Here is a 14234-nt window from a genome sequence, read left to right as displayed (position 1 = left end):
ACGGTGACAGCCCGACCCCCGGCCGTCGACGGGCCCGTCGACGACGAGAGACGCCTCTATAGTGGACAAATGGCATCGGTCAAGCAGATCCAGGTCACCTTCGACTGCGCAGAACCTGAGCGCCTCGCTCGTTTCTGGTGTGAGGTGCTGGGCTACGTCGTGCCGCCGCCACCGGAGGGGTTTGCCACCTGGGACGATTTCGATCGCTCGCTGCCGCCCGCGCATCAGGGTGCGGCGTTCGCCTGCATTGATCCCTCGGGTGTGGGCCCGCGGCTGTTCTTCCAGCGCGTTCCCGAAGGCAAGGTCGTCAAGAATCGGCTGCATCTCGACGTGCGGGTCGGCACCGGGCTCGTGGGCGGCGAGCGCCTGGCCGTGCTTGAGGCCGAATGCGCACGACTGGTCGCGCTCGGCGCGGCACGCGTGCGACTACTGCCTGCCGATGACGACAACGAGTCGTGCCTCGTGATGCAGGACATCGAGGGCAACGAGTTCTGTCTCGACTGAGTGGCCGCGAAGGTGGCACCTTCGCTGGGAACCCACACCGATCCGGCCCGCCGCCGCGCCTATCCGACTACCCTCGGTCAGGGACAGCTTGGCCGCGCCGGGCGCGACGCCCGGGAGGTGATAGCGGATGGCCGCACCCGCCGACGCAGCGGTGCTGGTTGGCCTCGGGTCGGATCACGACCTCCCGGTCGTCGAACAGGCCGCGCAGGAGGCCGCCGGGCAGGGCCGGCCACTGCACCTGCTGCACACCTTCGACTGGCACGCGGCCTTCGCCGCGGACACCGTCGCCGTGCCCCGCGACCAGGCCGAAGAGCTGATCACGCGGGCCGCGCAACTCGCCCACCAGACCGAGCCAGGGCTGACCGTGCAGGCCGAGATCGTCGAGAGCGCCATGCTGCCCACGCTCATCCGCCGGTCGGAGGCGGCCTTCCTGCTGGCCGTCGGCGACAGCGGAATGGCGGGCAGCGGCCAGTGCGTCCCGGCCGAAACGCCTGCCGTGCAGTTGGCCGCACGGGCCGGCTGCCCGCTGTTGGTGGTCCGCCGCGAGCCGCCGCCGCAGGGCCCGGTGCTGGTCGGGGTGGACGGCTCACCCAGCGCACACCTCGCTCTGCAGTGGGCCGTGACGTGCGCGGCCCACCGGGGCGCCCGACTTGTGGCGCTGCGGGTGGTGGAGTACGACGAGGACACCGACGCGGTCGCCGAGCAGCTCAGCGAGGCGCTGGCCCGGCACACCGTCAGCCACGGCGCGGTGCCTACCGAATGCCGCGTCGTGCATGGCGACCCCAGCCAGGTGCTGATCGACACGTCCCGCACCGCACAGGTGGCGCTCGTCGCCGCCCGCGGCGACGAACCCGCCCGGGCCATGCTGGGAGCGGTCGCCCAGTCCCTGCTCTACCACTCCCCGGCCCCGGTGATCGTCGTCCGCGGCCTGGCCGAGGTGCCGCTGACCGGGCCCGACGCCCGCCCGGTGCGGGACCAACGGCCCTGACCCGGGGCGTCCGCAGCGGCGAAGCTGGACGCCGGACGGCCCCCTACCCGCGAGAGGCAGCATGATGGACACCGCTCTCGACGTGCACCGCGCCCTCACCGACGACGAGCTGCGCCGGCTGGATGCCTACTGGCGCGCCGCGAACTACCTCACCGTCGGGCAGATCTACCTGCTGGGCAACCCGCTGCTGCGGGAGCCGCTGACCCGCGATGACATCAAGCCTCGACTGCTCGGGCACTGGGGCACCAGCCCCGGGCTCAACCTGATCTACGCCCACCTCAACCGGGTGATCGTCGCGCGCGACGTCAACGCCATGCTGGTGACCGGCCCCGGGCACGGCGGCCCGGCCATCGTGGCCAACACCTGGCTGGAGGGCACCTGGTCGGAGCGTTACCACGACGTCGCGCGCGACGAGGCGGGGATGTCCAAGCTCTTCCGCCAGTTCTCCTTCCCGGGCGGCATCCCCAGCCACGTCGCGGCGGACGTGCCAGGCTCGATCCACGAGGGCGGCGAGCTGGGGTACGCGTTGAGCCACGCCTACGGCGCCGCGTTCGACCACCCGGACCTGGTGGTGGCCTGCGTGGTCGGCGACGGCGAGGCGGAGACCGGGCCGCTGGCCGGCAGCTGGCTCTCCGACGTGTTCCTCAACCCGGCGCGCGACGGTGCGGTGCTGCCCATCCTGCACCTCAACGGTTACAAGATCGCCAACCCGACCGTACTGTCCCGGATCCCCGAGGCCGACCTGCTCGATCTCATGCGCGGATCGGGCTACCAGCCGTACGTGGTGGCCGGCGACGACCCCGCCCAGGTGCACCGCATCCTCGCGGCGACACTGGACCGCGCTCTGGACGAGATCGCCGAGATCCAGCGGCGGGCCCGCTCCGGGGGCGTCGTCGAACGTCCCCGCTGGCCGATGATCATTCTGCGTACGCCGAAGGGCTGGACCGGCCCCCGCGAGGTCGACGGCACACAGGTGGAGGGCACGTACCGTGCCCACCAGGTGCCGCTGTCGGGGGTACGCGACAACGCGGCTCACCTGGCCGAGCTGGAGCACTGGCTGCGCAGCTACCGGCCGGAGGAGCTGTTCGACGCCACCGGCGCGCCGGTGGAGGAGCTGCGGGCGCTGCCGCCGCGCGGCGACCGGCGGATGAGCGCCAACCCGGTCACCAACGGTGGCCTGGTGCTGCGCGACCTGAGCCTGCCCGACTTCCGCGAATACGGCGTGGACGTCCCCGAACCGGGCAAGACGATGGCCAGCGCGACCGGGACGCTCGGCCCGTGGATCCGCGACGTCATCGCCGCCAACCCGCAGACGTTCCGACTCTTCGGCCCGGACGAGGTCGCCTCCAACCGGCTGGGCGCCGCGTTCGAGGTGACCGACCGGGCGTGGGTGGCCGCCACCGTGCCCGGTGACGACCACCTCTCCCCCGACGGCAGGGTCATGGAGGTGCTCTCCGAGCACCTGTGCCAGGGCTGGCTGGAGGGCTATCTCCTGACCGGCCGACACGGCGTGTTCACCAGCTACGAGGCGTTCATTCACATCGTCGACTCGATGCTCAACCAGCACGCCAAGTGGCTGAAGGTGACCCGGGCCATTCCCTGGCGGCAACCGATCGCCTCGCTGAACTACCTGCTGTCCAGCCACGTCTGGCGTCAGGACCACAACGGCTTCTCCCACCAGGACCCGGGCTTCATCGACCACGTGGTCAACAAGAAGGCCGAGGTGGTGCGGGTCTACCTGCCACCGGACGCCAACACTCTGCTCGCCACGATGGACCACTGCCTGCGCAGCCGGCACTACATCAACGTGGTGGTGGCCGGTAAGCAGCCGGCGCCGAACTGGCTGACGATGGCCGAGGCGATCCAGCACACCCGGCGTGGCCTGGGAATCTGGGATTGGGCCAGCAACGACGGCGGCAGCGAGCCGGACGTGGTGCTCGCCTGCTGCGGCGACGTGCCCACCCTGGAGACGCTGGCCGCCGCCGAGCTGCTGCGCCAGCACCTCCCCGAGCTGAAGGTACGACTGGTCAACGTGGTCGACCTGATGCGACTCCAGCCGGACACCGAGCACCCGCACGGCCTGACCGACAGCGAGTTCGACACCATCTTCACCAAGGATCGGCCGATCATCTTCGCGTACCACGGCTACCCGTGGCTGCTCCACCGACTCACCTACCGCCGCACCAACCACGACAACCTGCACGTGCGCGGCTACAAGGAGGAGGGCACCACCACGACCCCGTTCGACATGGTGATGCTCAACGACCTGGACCGCTTCCACCTGGTCATCGACGTCATCGACCGGGTGCCCGGCCTGGGCGCGCGCACGGCGCACCTGCGCCAGCAGATGATCGACGCCCGCCAGTCGGCGCGCGACTACACCCGCCAGTACGGCGAGGACGACCCCCAGGTCGCCGAGTGGCGCTGGGTCCGCGAAACCGACCCGACCAACCCCTGAGGAGGACGACGTGCGTGACGCTGAGATCCTGGTTGGCTACGACGGCTCCACCGACTCCTCCGTAGCCCTGAACTGGGCGCTGGAGGAGGCTCGGCACAGCGGCCAACCGGTGCGGCTGGCGTACGTCTTCGAATGGTTGACCGTGGCCGGCTGGGTCGGCCCGGGGGTGGCGCCGGGGATCTGGCCGGACGACACCGCCCGCCGGCAGGTCGAGGACCTGGTGCGCAAGGCTGCGGCGGACGCCGACGCCGCGCACCCCGGGCTCACGATCACCGGCGAGGTGTACGACGGGCCGCCGGCTCTGGTGCTGCAGGAACGCTCCGCCGAGGCCGGGCTGCTGGTGCTCGGCAGCCGAGGCCACGGCGGGTTCGGTGGTCTGCTGGTCGGATCGACGGCGGTATCGGTCGCCGCGCACGCACACTGCCCGGTCGTGGTGGTCCGGGACGGGCCCGGCAGCGCTCTTACCGACGCGTCGCCAGGCCCGGTGGCGGTCGGCGTGGACGGCTCGGAGCAGTCGCTGGTGGCGCTCGGCTTCGCGGCCGAACGGGCGGCGCAGCGGCAGGTGCCGCTGCGCGTGCTGCACGCCTGGACACCGGGCCCCGGCGGGGCGGCCGGGGTGCCCGACGAGCGGGCCGCGGTGGAGGAGGCGCTGGAGCCGTGGCGGCGGACGTTCGCCGACCTGAGCATCAGCGTGGACCTGGTCCCGGGCAGCCCGGCGGCGATGCTGATCGAGGCCAGCCGCGACGCGCGGCTGGTGGTGGTCGGCAGCCGAGGCCGGGGCGGGCTGGCGGGAATGCTGCTCGGCTCGGTCAGCCAGCAGCTGATCCAACACGCCAACTGCCCGGTCGCGGTGGTCCGGGAACGCTGATCCCGGGCCCGGGATCAGCGGGGCTCGGGCTCCGGGTCGGACGGGTCGAGCGAGAAGAACTCCTCCTCTTCCTGTGCCAGGTGCAGACGGAGCACGGCGTCCAACCCGTAGAGGGTGGCCAGCAAGTCGGGCACCTGGTCCGGACGCAGCCGGCCGTTGGTGGTCTGGGCGAGCTGGGCCCCGAGCAGGTCGACCTGACGGCGGATCTCCACGTGTGCCCGACTCATCGTCGCGGTGGCCGATCCGCTGCCCAGCGGGTCGGCCAGCGCCGGATAGAGCTGCCGTTCCTCGGTGGCCTCGTGCGGCAACACCTGGTCGGCCAGCCGGCGGTGCGTCTCCCGCACCGCTGGCAGGCACCTCGGCGAGCCAGGGTCGGTGGCGACCAGGTCGGCGGTGTCGCGCAGCCCGGCCAGCACATCGCGTACCGCCTGGTGCTCCCCGGCGAAACGCGCGAGCAGCTCCCGGGTGCGCGGTGGGACGTCACGTCGGCGCAACCCGCCACCGAGGGCCCGCAACGCGTTGAGGATGACCACCACGTCGATGCCCTCCTGCAGGAACGCGCCAGCGACCGGGGGCAGCCGGCCGGCCGCCGCCGCGAACATCGCCAGCACCGCCAGACCCATCCCGACGGTGGCGCTCTGTACGGCGATGCGCCGGGAGTACCGGGCGATCTCCACCGCGTCGGCGAGCCGGTCCAGCCGGTCCACGGTGAGCACCGCGTCGGCCACGTCCGCCGAGGCGCTCGCGCCGGTCGCGCCCATCGCCACGCCCACGTGTGCCTGAGCCAGTGCCGGCGCGTCGTTCACCCCGTCGCCGACCATCACGGTGACCGCCCGGTCGGCTTCCGCCCGAACGCGGTTCACCTTCTCCTGCGGCGTGCAGCGGGCGAGCACGTCGTCCACACCGACCGCCTCGGCGACCTGGGCGGCGGTGGCCGGTCGGTCACCGGTGACCATCACGATGCGCCGCAGCCCCGCCGCGCGCAGCCGGCGGACGGTCCGGCGGGCGTCGGGGCGTACCGGGTCCTCCAGCAGGATCGCGCCGAGCGGGCCGTCGTCGTCGCTGACCCACACCGTGGACCAGCCGGCCAGCTCGGTGCGGGCGCGCGCGCGATCCGCCCAGTCGGGCAGCTCACCGGTGAACTGGCCGACCCGGATGAGTCGCCCGTCGACCCGGCCGCTCACCCCCCGGCCCGGCTCCTCGGTCACCCCGGTCGGCTCGGTCAGCGCCAGCCCTCGCTCGCGGGCCTGCCGGACCAGCGCGGTGGCCAGCACGTGCGGGGAGAGTTGCTCGACCGAGGCGGCCAGCCGCAGCACCTCGTCCCGGTCGCCGCCCGGGGCGACCACCGTCTCGGCGGCGCGCGGACGCCCGGCCGTCAGGGTTCCGGTCTTGTCCACCAGCAGGGTACGAGCCCGCCCGAGCAGCTCCAGCGCACCACCGTCGCGGACCAGCACCCCGCGCCGGGCCACCCGGGACAGCCCGGACACGATCGCGATCGGGGTGGCCAACAGCAGCGGGCAGGGGGTGGCTACCACCAGCACCGACACCGCCCGGACCACATCGCCGGAGAGCAGCCAGGCCAGGCCGGCCACGATGAGCGTGAACGGCACGAACGCGGCGGCGTACCGGTCCGCCAGCCGGACCATCGGGGCCTTGTGGGCGGTCGCCTCCTCGGCCAGCCGCACGATTCCGGCGTAGGTGCTCTGCGCCGCGTTCTTCGTCGCCCGCATGCCGAACCCCGCACCGGCGTTGACGACACCACTGGCCACTGCCTCACCAACCGTTCGCTGGACCAGCCGCGACTCCCCGGTCACCACCGACTCGTCCAGGGTGGCTGCCTCGTCGATGGTCCCGTCGACCGGCACCACGTCCCCCGGGCCGACCAGCAACCGGTCCGCCGCCGCCACCTGGTCCAGCGGCACCACCTCGATCGCGCCGCCCGGCCCGCGCCGTCGCGCGGTACGCGGAGCGCGCTCCAGCAGGGCCCGTAGGTCGCGGGTGGCCCGCTGCTGCGCGTACGCCTCCAACGATCGTCCGGTCGCCACCATCACCGCGATCACCGCCCCGGCCAGGTACTCCCCGACCCCGAGCGCACCGGCCAGGGCCAGCACGGCGATCACGTCCACGCCGAAGTGCCGGTGCCACAGCGCCCGCAGCATCGACCAGACGGCGGGCAACAGCGCGACCACCGTGACGGTCGCCCAGACCAGGTCGGCCGCGTCGGCCCGCCCAGCGATCTGCAGCACGGCACCCGCCAGCACCGCGGCGGTGAGCCCGACCAGCGGCGTCCACGCCCACCAGCGGCGGATGCGGCGTCGGGCCGGCTGTTCCGGCACACACTCGGTCGGCTCCGCCCTCACCTGCGCATCGTCGCAGCTGAGGACCGCCACCGGCCGGACACGGGGCTTTTCGCCGGTCCGGCGGCGACCAGTTGCGGCGGACCGCGGGGTGGGCGATCGGAAGGCGGGCCGGTGGCGGGCGGACGGACCCGGGTCGGGTCGGGCGGGGCGGGTCGGGGCGGTGGCGTGACGACCCGGCGGGGTCGGGACCTGCGGCCCGTGCGGGACGCCGCCGCATGCCACAGGATGGAGCGGCGAGCCACGCAGGCACCCAGCGGTGAGGCACGATGAGCAGAGATGGAAAGGTCGTGACCATGAGTCAGGAGAGCCAGCTGATCACCGCGCTGGCGGAGGCCGCCGCCACCGCCGGCCACGCCCCCTCGGTGCACAACACCCAGCCGTGGCGTTGGCGGGTGCTGCCCGACGCGCTTGAGCTGCGCTCGGTCGCCGACCGGCAGCTCGCCGCCACCGACCCGGAGGGCCGACTGCTCGCGATCAGCTGTGGCACCGCCCTGCACCACGCCCGGTTGGCGCTGGCGGCCGAGGGGTGGCGGGCCGTGGTGGAGCGGCTGCCCGACCCGGGCGACAGCGAGCTGCTGGCCCGACTGACCGACCTGAGCCGGACCGCGGCCGACCCGGACGCCATGCGCATGGTGCAGTGCATGCAGATCCGACACACCGACCGGCGGCCGGTCAGAGACGAGCCGGTGCCGTCCACCGCGATCAAGGAGATCACCCAGGCGGTCACCGCCGAGGGCAGCCGGCTGCAGATCCTCGACCACGACCAGATGTTGGAGCTGGCCGCCACCGCTGGGCACGCCGACACGGTCGAGGCCGAGGATCCGGAGCTGCGCGCCGAGCTGGCGTACTGGACCAGCCGTGCCGGCGACGGCACCGGCCTGCCGCCGGAGGTGCTGCCCGAGCAGCCTCCGCAGACCACCGTGCCGGGTCGCGACTTCGGCCGCCCCGGCAGCCTGCCGGTCGGTCCCGGCCACGACCGCATGGCGATGTACGCGATGCTGCACGGCGACGAGGACGAACCGGACAGCTGGCTGCGCGCTGGCGAGGCGCTCTCCGCCGGCTGGCTGACCGCCACTCGGCTCGGCGTGTCGGTGGTGCCGCTCAGCGCGGTGGTGGAGGTGCCCGGCACCCGGCAGACCCTGCGTCAGCTCCTCTCCGGGATCGGCTTCCCGTACATCGTGCTGCGGTTGGGCATCGCGGACCCGGCGCACGCGGGTCCGCCGCACACGCCGCGGCTGGCCACCGCGCAGGTGGTCGACACCTCCGCGGTCCGCGCCGAGCAGGGCTGACGAGTCTGACCCCGAGGGAAACCGGAGCTACCATCGCCCGGTGACCAGCAGCGTGCCGCAACCCCGTCAGGAACCGCCAGCGACCCCGTCGCTCGGGCTGAGCCCGCTGTCACGTGTGCGCCTCGACGAGCTGCTGCAGGAGATGCTGGTCCGGGTCGGCGAGGTGGTCACCAGCCGGGAGCGGCTGCGCGCCCTGCTCGACGCGGTGGTCAGCATCGGCACCGACCTGGATCTGCGCACCACCCTGCAACGCATCGTGGAGGCGGCCTGCGAGCTGGTCGGCGCCCGGTACGGCGCCCTGGGCGTGATCGGTCCGGACCGCCTGCTGCACGACTTCATCGTGTACGGCATCACCCCCGAGCAGCACGAGCAGATCGGCGACCTGCCACACGGGCGGGGCGTGCTCGGTCTGCTCATCGACGACCCCCGGCCGCTGCGGATGCCGGACATCACCCAGCATCCGCGCTCGTTCGGCTTCCCGGCCAACCACCCGCCGATGCACAGCTTCCTGGGGGTGCCGGTACGCATCCGCGACCAGGTGTTCGGCAACCTCTACCTGGCGGAGAAGCAGGGCGGCGCGCAGTTCACCGAGGACGACGAGGAGATCGTCGTCGCGCTCGCCGCCGCCGCCGGCGTGGCCATCGAGAACGCCCGCCTGTACGCCCTGGCGCACCGGCGGGAACGCTGGCTGGCCGCCACCGCCGAGATCACCACGGTGCTGCTCGGGGAGGTACGCCGTACCGACGCGTTGGCGTTGGTCGCCCGTCGCGCCCGGGAGGTCGCCGAGGCGGAGCTGGCGCTGGTGCTGCTCTACGACACCGACAGCGCGCAGTTCACCGTGGAGGTGGTCGACGGCGCCGACGAGCAGGCCCGAGGGCTGGTCGGCGCGGTCCTGCCGTTCGCCGACACCAGCTTCGGCGCGGCGGTCGTCAAGGGCCAGCACGACCAGGTGGACAATCTCGCGCACGCCGCACCGTGGCCGGCGGTGCTGGACACCGGGCCGGCGGTGATCTCACCACTGACCACCGCCGAGACCCTGCACGGCGTGCTGGTCGTGGCGCACCGGCCGGAGCGCGGCGGTGGTGCCAGCGAGGAGGACGTGGCCCTGCTGGGCAGCTTCGCCGGGCAGGCGGCGCTGGCCATGGAGCGTGCCCGTGGCCAGGAGGAGCGGGAGCTGCTGGTGGTCCTGGAGGACCGCGAACGGATCGCCCGCGACCTGCACGACGTGGTGATCCAGCGGCTCTTCGCCACCGGCCTGCAACTACAGAGCGCCGCACCGATGATGGCCCGCCCGGAGGTGGCCAAGCGGATCAACGCGGCCGTCGACGACCTGGACGCCACCATCCGGGACATCCGCCGGACCATCTTCGAGCTGCGTACACCCATGACCGCGGCGCTGCGTACCGAGATCCGTGAGGCGATCGAGGTGGCCGCCGAGTCGCTGGGCCACAAGCCCCGCCTGGAGCTGACCGGGCCGGTGGACAGCGCGGTCCCGGACGCGGTCCGCCCGGACCTGACCGCCGTGCTGCGCGAAGCGCTGTCCAACGCGGTCCGCCACGCGCGGGCCGACCAGGTCACCGTGGCCGTACGCGTCGACGGCGGCCACGTCACCGTCACCGTCACCGACGACGGGGTGGGCTGCGACCCGGCCGCCGCCCGGGGCGGGCTGGTCAACCTGCGCGAACGCGCCGAACGTCACGCCGGCACCTTCACGGTCCGCCCGGTCGAGCCGCACGGCACCGAGGTGAGCTGGTCCGTGCCGCTGCGCGACTGACCCGCGAGGGTCGGGTCAGGGGGTCTTGCCGAGCAGGCGGGTGGCCAGGACGGCGGCCTGGGTGCGGCGCTCCAGGCCCAGCTTGGCCAGCACGCTGGAGACGTAGTTCTTCACCGTCTTCTCCGCCAGGAACATCCGCCCGGCGATCTCCCGGTTGGTCAGCCCCTCCGCCACGTACTCCAGGATTCGCCGCTCCTGCTCGGTGAGCGACTTCAGCTCGCGCGGCTGCTCGACGCCGTTGCGGATGCGCTCCAGCACCCGGGTGGTGATCGCCGGGTCGAGCAGCGACTGACCGGCCGCCACCCGGCGCACCGCGTCGACCAGGTCGGTGCCCCGGATCTGCTTGAGCACGTATCCGGCGGCACCCGCCATGATCGCCGCGAACAGCGCCTCGTCGTCCTCGTACGAGGTGAGGATCAGGCCCTTGATGGACGAGTCGACGGCGCGGACGTCGCGGCACACGTCGATGCCGTTTCCGTCGGGCAGCCGTGCGTCGAGGATCGCCACGTCGGGCCGCAACGCCGGGATACGCCGGGCCGCCTCCTGCGCGGAGCCGGACTCGCCGACCACCTCGATGTCGCCGCTGCTCTGCAGCAGGTCGGCCAGGCCACGGCGGACGACTTCATGGTCATCGAGGAGGAACACGCGGATCATCCCTCGTTTCTACCCGCATCGTGCGTCAAGTGCACGGGCCGAAGGTCCCGACCAGGCCGGACCGAGGTCCGGGGCGGTGGCGCTCGGGCCTGCGGGGGCGGTCGGGCCCGACGAATCGGGACGTACGGCCCTGCTGGTCACCCACCCGCCGGGCGGAGCGTAGGGGTGGCCAGCGGTCGCGGCGTTCCCCGCCGCCGGCCCACCGCGAAGGGAGCACCGCCATGGACATCGTCGGCTACACCGCGGACCACCTGCGGGCCGCCGCCGTGGACGCGGTCCGGGCACCGTCGTTGCACAACACCCAGCCGTGGCGGCTGCGGCTGCGCGACGGCGGCATCGAGGTGCTGGCCGACCCGACCCGCCGGCTGCCGGCGACCGACCCGAGCGGCTGGGGTGTCCGGATCGCCTGCGGCGCGGCGCTGTTCAACCTGCGGATGGCCCTGGCCGTGGCCGGCGTCCCGGCCCGGGTGCGGCTCCGGCCCGACCCGGCCGAGCCGGACCTGCTGGCCCGGCTGGTGCCGGACATCCCGCGCCGGCCCTCCCCCGCCGAGCAGGGCCTGTACGCGGCCATCCCCCGCCGGTTCAGCAACCGGATGCCGTTCTGGCCCGACCCGGTGCCGGCCGACGCCCGGTGGCGGCTCGGCGAGGCGGCCCGTGCCGAGCAGTGCTGGTTGGAGCTGCTGATCGGGGTGAGCGCGGTCTCCGCGTTCGGCGAGATCGCCCGCAGCGCGCACCGGGTGCTGGAGCGGGACCCCGCGTACCGGGCGGAGCGCGAGCGGTGGCTGCGCCGGGAACCCGCGCCGGACGGCGTACCCGCCTCGGCCGGCGGCCCGCAGGGTGAGCCGCAGGACACGCTGCCGACGCGTGCCTTCGGTGGGCGTGACCGGGCCCCGGGGCGGGACTTCGAGCCGGAGCCCCTGGTGGGGGTGCTCGGCTCGGTGGGCAACACCGCCGTGGACCAGGTGATCGCCGGCCAGGCCCTGCAGCGGCTGCTGCTCACCGCCACCGATGCCGGGCTCAGCGTGTCGATGCTGTCCCAGCCGATCGAGGTGCCCACCGCACGGGAGCAGCTGCGGCTGTCGCTGGGGCGGCTCGGCACGCCGCAGATGGTGCTACGGATCGGGTACGGCCAGCCGGGCCGGCCGACCCCCCGGCGGGGCGTGGACGAGGTGGTGGACCTGCCGGTCGTGCAGAGCTGAGCCGGCACACATCAGCCGCACCCCGTCGACGGCGAACGCCCCGTTCAGGCCATGAGCAGCTCCGCCTCCCGGGCGGCGTCCAGCCCCACCGGCTCCCGGGCCGGCCGACCGGCGCGCGGCGGCACCGACCCCACCGCGCGCAGCCAGCGCCAGGTGTCGGCGGCGGTGTCGGCCACCGGGCGGCAGGTCAGCCCCGCCGCGTACGCCTTCTGCACCCCGCGCTCCTGCATCCACCGGAACTCGTGACCCTCCGGAACCCAGATGGGCAGGTCGTTCCACGGGACCACGCCCGCGGCCAGGATCGGCGCCGGATCGGTCCAGCGCAACCGGGCGGCGGAGCCGGTCACCGCTACGACCGCGTCGAGCAGCTCACCCATCGTGGTGTGCCCCGGTTGGCTGATCACGTTGAACGCCCCACCGACCCCCTCGGCGGCGCGGTCCAACGTCCATGCGGCCAGGTCGCGCACGTCGATGTACTGCACGGGCAGATCCGCCGGGCCGGGCGCGAGCACGTCACCGCCCCGGGCCACCCGCTGCAACCACCAGGGCAGCCGGCCGATGTCCTCCCCCGGCCCGAGGATCAGCCCGGCGCGCACCAGCAGCGCCCGCTCGCCGAAGACCTCCGTCGCGGCCAGTTCCCCGCCCGCCTTGCACTCCGCGTAGTCTCCCCCGGTGGCATCGGCGGCAGCCGTGTCCACAGTGGGCGCATCTTCGCCGACCTGCGGCGGCACCGGCAGGGCGTAGACCGAGCCGCTGGAGATGTAGGCGTAGTGCGGGACCGCACCCACCAGCGCGCGAGCCGCGTCCCGTACCCCCCGGGGCGCACCGTCCCAGGTGTCGACCACCAGGTCCCAATCGCCGCCGGCCAGCGCCGCCAGGCCGTCCGGCGCCGTCCGGTCACCGCGCAACCGCTGAACGCCAGGCGGGACGGTGCCGTGCATCCCCCGGTTGAACACCGTCACCGACCAGCCACGGCGGACCGCCTCGGTGACCGTCGCCCCACCCACGAAACCCGTCCCGCCCAGCACCAGCAGTCTCATGCGCTCCACCCTGCCGGCACGGGACAGCAGACGGCACCCCTGTTCACCGGTAGCGGATCTGCCCGTGGCAGAACCGTCAGGTGAGCAACCGATCCAACGGCTGTGGGATGCCGCTCGGGTCGAGGGCGCGCACGAGCGCTCGGGCGTAGCGGGCCTTCCGGCCGCTCATCGTGCCCATGAAGCGGCGTAGTTGCCGCTCGATCGGCCGCCCGCGCTGCGCCGGCTGGTTCTGGAAGATCCGGAACCTGGCCAGATCCCGCTCGGCGGCGATGACCCGCTCGACGCCGGAGCTGCCCAGCGCACGGATCAACTCGTCCTCCAGGTCGGTCACGCACACGTGGAAGCCGAGCGCCCGCATCGTCGAGCGGGTCAGGTCGGTGCCGAAGCCGGCCTGCTCCAACCCGCGCCGGAAGAAGCCCTCCTCGGCCTCGTCGCAGAGCCCTCGTACGGTCAGCGCCAGCCCGTGCGCCCCGAAGAGCCGCAGGTAGCGAGCGACACCCATCGCGCCACCGATCGGGACGACGCACACGCCCTCGCCGGCCAGGTCGAGGTCACGCCGCTCGGCCAGCGTCTCCACCGCGCACTGGTCGCTGAACCCCTCGACGAGCACGACCACGCGCAGGCCGCCGGCCAGTTCACGGGCCACTGTGGCGGCTGCCGCGGCGTCCGCGCCGCCGGCCGCCCACGCGTGCACGGCGGTTCGGAAGCGGTCCGGCTCTCGCACAGGTCAGAGTCTCGCAACGGCCGACGAGGACCGCCACCGGATTGTGCACGGGAACGGCCCGTCACCGGGTCTCCGGTAACGAGCCGTCTTTTCTGGTGGGCGATACTGGGTTTGAACCAGTGACCTCTTCCGTGTCAGGGAAGCGCGCTCCCACTGCGCCAATCGCCCGTGGTGACCGCCCGACCCGGAAGCCAGGCCCTCAGGGCAGATCGCGAGCGGACGACGGGATTCGAACCCGCGACCCTCACCTTGGCAAGGTGATGCGCTACCAGCTGCGCTACGTCCGCACGTCCCCGACAAGCGTCGGCGACAGGTGAACTCTACCCGATGCCAAGATCGCTTGGCGCGGCGCCCTGAGGGCGGTGGCGATTGCGCT

10 protein-coding genes, 2 tRNA genes and 1 pseudogene are annotated in these 14234 nt (G+C 73.3%); 7 read left to right on the top strand and 6 right to left on the bottom strand.

The features are described from left to right. Window positions 1–69: 69 nt before the first annotated feature. The 4 genes from ABZS37_RS09255 (at window position 70) to ABZS37_RS09240 (ending at window position 4818) form a co-directional block, all read left to right on the top strand. The gene (locus ABZS37_RS09255) at window positions 70–504 is read left to right on the top strand and encodes a VOC family protein (RefSeq protein ID WP_355167159.1); all 435 of its coding nucleotides are present in this window, start codon (window positions 70–72) and stop codon (window positions 502–504) included. A gap of 127 nt (window positions 505–631) precedes the next feature. Beyond that, the gene (locus tag ABZS37_RS09250; RefSeq protein WP_355167157.1) at window positions 632–1492 is read left to right on the top strand and encodes a universal stress protein; all 861 of its coding nucleotides are present in this window, start codon (window positions 632–634) and stop codon (window positions 1490–1492) included. A gap of 64 nt (window positions 1493–1556) precedes the next feature. Beyond that, the gene (locus tag ABZS37_RS09245) at window positions 1557–3950 is read left to right on the top strand and encodes a phosphoketolase family protein (RefSeq protein WP_355167456.1); all 2394 of its coding nucleotides are present in this window, start codon (window positions 1557–1559) and stop codon (window positions 3948–3950) included. Window positions 3951–3960: 10 nt separating this feature from the next. Next, on the top strand, window positions 3961–4818 hold the full coding sequence (locus ABZS37_RS09240; RefSeq protein WP_355167155.1) for a universal stress protein: 858 nt from the start codon (window positions 3961–3963) through the stop codon (window positions 4816–4818). Between the two features lie 14 nt (window positions 4819–4832). On the opposite strand, the gene ABZS37_RS09235 is transcribed toward ABZS37_RS09240, so the two are convergent. Continuing rightward, complete coding sequence (locus ABZS37_RS09235; RefSeq protein ID WP_355167153.1) at window positions 4833–7178, bottom strand: heavy metal translocating P-type ATPase; 2346 nt, start codon at window positions 7176–7178, stop codon at window positions 4833–4835. Between the two features lie 256 nt (window positions 7179–7434). Between ABZS37_RS09235 and ABZS37_RS09230 the strand changes: the two are divergent. After that, window positions 7435–8467: pseudogene (locus ABZS37_RS09230) on the top strand (nitroreductase). A gap of 97 nt (window positions 8468–8564) precedes the next feature. Further along, complete coding sequence (locus ABZS37_RS09225) at window positions 8565–10241, top strand: GAF domain-containing sensor histidine kinase (protein WP_355167454.1); 1677 nt, start codon at window positions 8565–8567, stop codon at window positions 10239–10241. 15 nt (window positions 10242–10256) lie between these two features. Here the strand turns inward: ABZS37_RS09225 and ABZS37_RS09220 are convergent, their stop codons facing one another. Then, on the bottom strand, window positions 10257–10895 hold the full coding sequence (locus ABZS37_RS09220) for a response regulator transcription factor (protein WP_030336079.1): 639 nt from the start codon (window positions 10893–10895) through the stop codon (window positions 10257–10259). A gap of 221 nt (window positions 10896–11116) precedes the next feature. Between ABZS37_RS09220 and ABZS37_RS09215 the strand changes: the two genes are divergently transcribed. After that, window positions 11117–12094: a nitroreductase gene (locus ABZS37_RS09215; protein WP_355167151.1), complete on the top strand. Its 978-nt coding sequence runs from the start codon at window positions 11117–11119 to the stop codon at window positions 12092–12094. Between the two features lie 44 nt (window positions 12095–12138). Here ABZS37_RS09215 and ABZS37_RS09210 read toward each other — a convergent pair whose 3' ends face one another. From ABZS37_RS09210 to ABZS37_RS09195, 4 genes are all read right to left on the bottom strand, one after another. After that, entirely contained in the window at window positions 12139–13134 is a 996-nt protein-coding gene (locus tag ABZS37_RS09210; protein WP_355167149.1) for an NAD-dependent epimerase/dehydratase family protein, read from the bottom strand. Between the two features lie 76 nt (window positions 13135–13210). Further along, window positions 13211–13858 carry a TOPRIM nucleotidyl transferase/hydrolase domain-containing protein gene (locus ABZS37_RS09205; protein ID WP_355167148.1) on the bottom strand — a complete coding sequence of 216 codons (648 nt, stop codon included), beginning with the start codon at window positions 13856–13858 and terminating at the stop codon, window positions 13211–13213. 93 nt (window positions 13859–13951) lie between these two features. Further along, window positions 13952–14026 (bottom strand) — tRNA-Val (locus ABZS37_RS09200). Between the two features lie 46 nt (window positions 14027–14072). Then, a tRNA-Gly gene (locus ABZS37_RS09195) sits at window positions 14073–14145 on the bottom strand. Between the last annotated feature and the right edge of the window lie 89 nt (window positions 14146–14234).

Source organism: Micromonospora sp. NPDC005413 (genome assembly GCF_040606435.1).
Classification (GTDB): Bacteria; Actinomycetota; Actinomycetes; order Mycobacteriales; family Micromonosporaceae; genus Micromonospora.
This window is presented reverse-complemented; position numbering and strand designations above follow the sequence as displayed.

What these genes read in the sequence shown, in the direction of transcription:
- ABZS37_RS09255 (WP_355167159.1), top strand. Translation starts at nt 70, where the DNA reads ATGGCATCGGTCAAGCAGATCCAGGTCACCTTCGACTGCGCAGAACCT.
- ABZS37_RS09250 (WP_355167157.1), top strand. Translation starts at nt 632, where the DNA reads ATGGCCGCACCCGCCGACGCAGCGGTGCTGGTTGGCCTCGGGTCGGAT.
- ABZS37_RS09245 (WP_355167456.1), top strand. Translation starts at nt 1,557, where the DNA reads ATGGACACCGCTCTCGACGTGCACCGCGCCCTCACCGACGACGAGCTG.
- ABZS37_RS09220 (WP_030336079.1), bottom strand. Translation starts at nt 10,895, where the DNA reads ATGATCCGCGTGTTCCTCCTCGATGACCATGAAGTCGTCCGCCGTGGC.
- ABZS37_RS09215 (WP_355167151.1), top strand. Translation starts at nt 11,117, where the DNA reads ATGGACATCGTCGGCTACACCGCGGACCACCTGCGGGCCGCCGCCGTG.
- ABZS37_RS09210 (WP_355167149.1), bottom strand. Translation starts at nt 13,134, where the DNA reads ATGAGACTGCTGGTGCTGGGCGGGACGGGTTTCGTGGGTGGGGCGACG.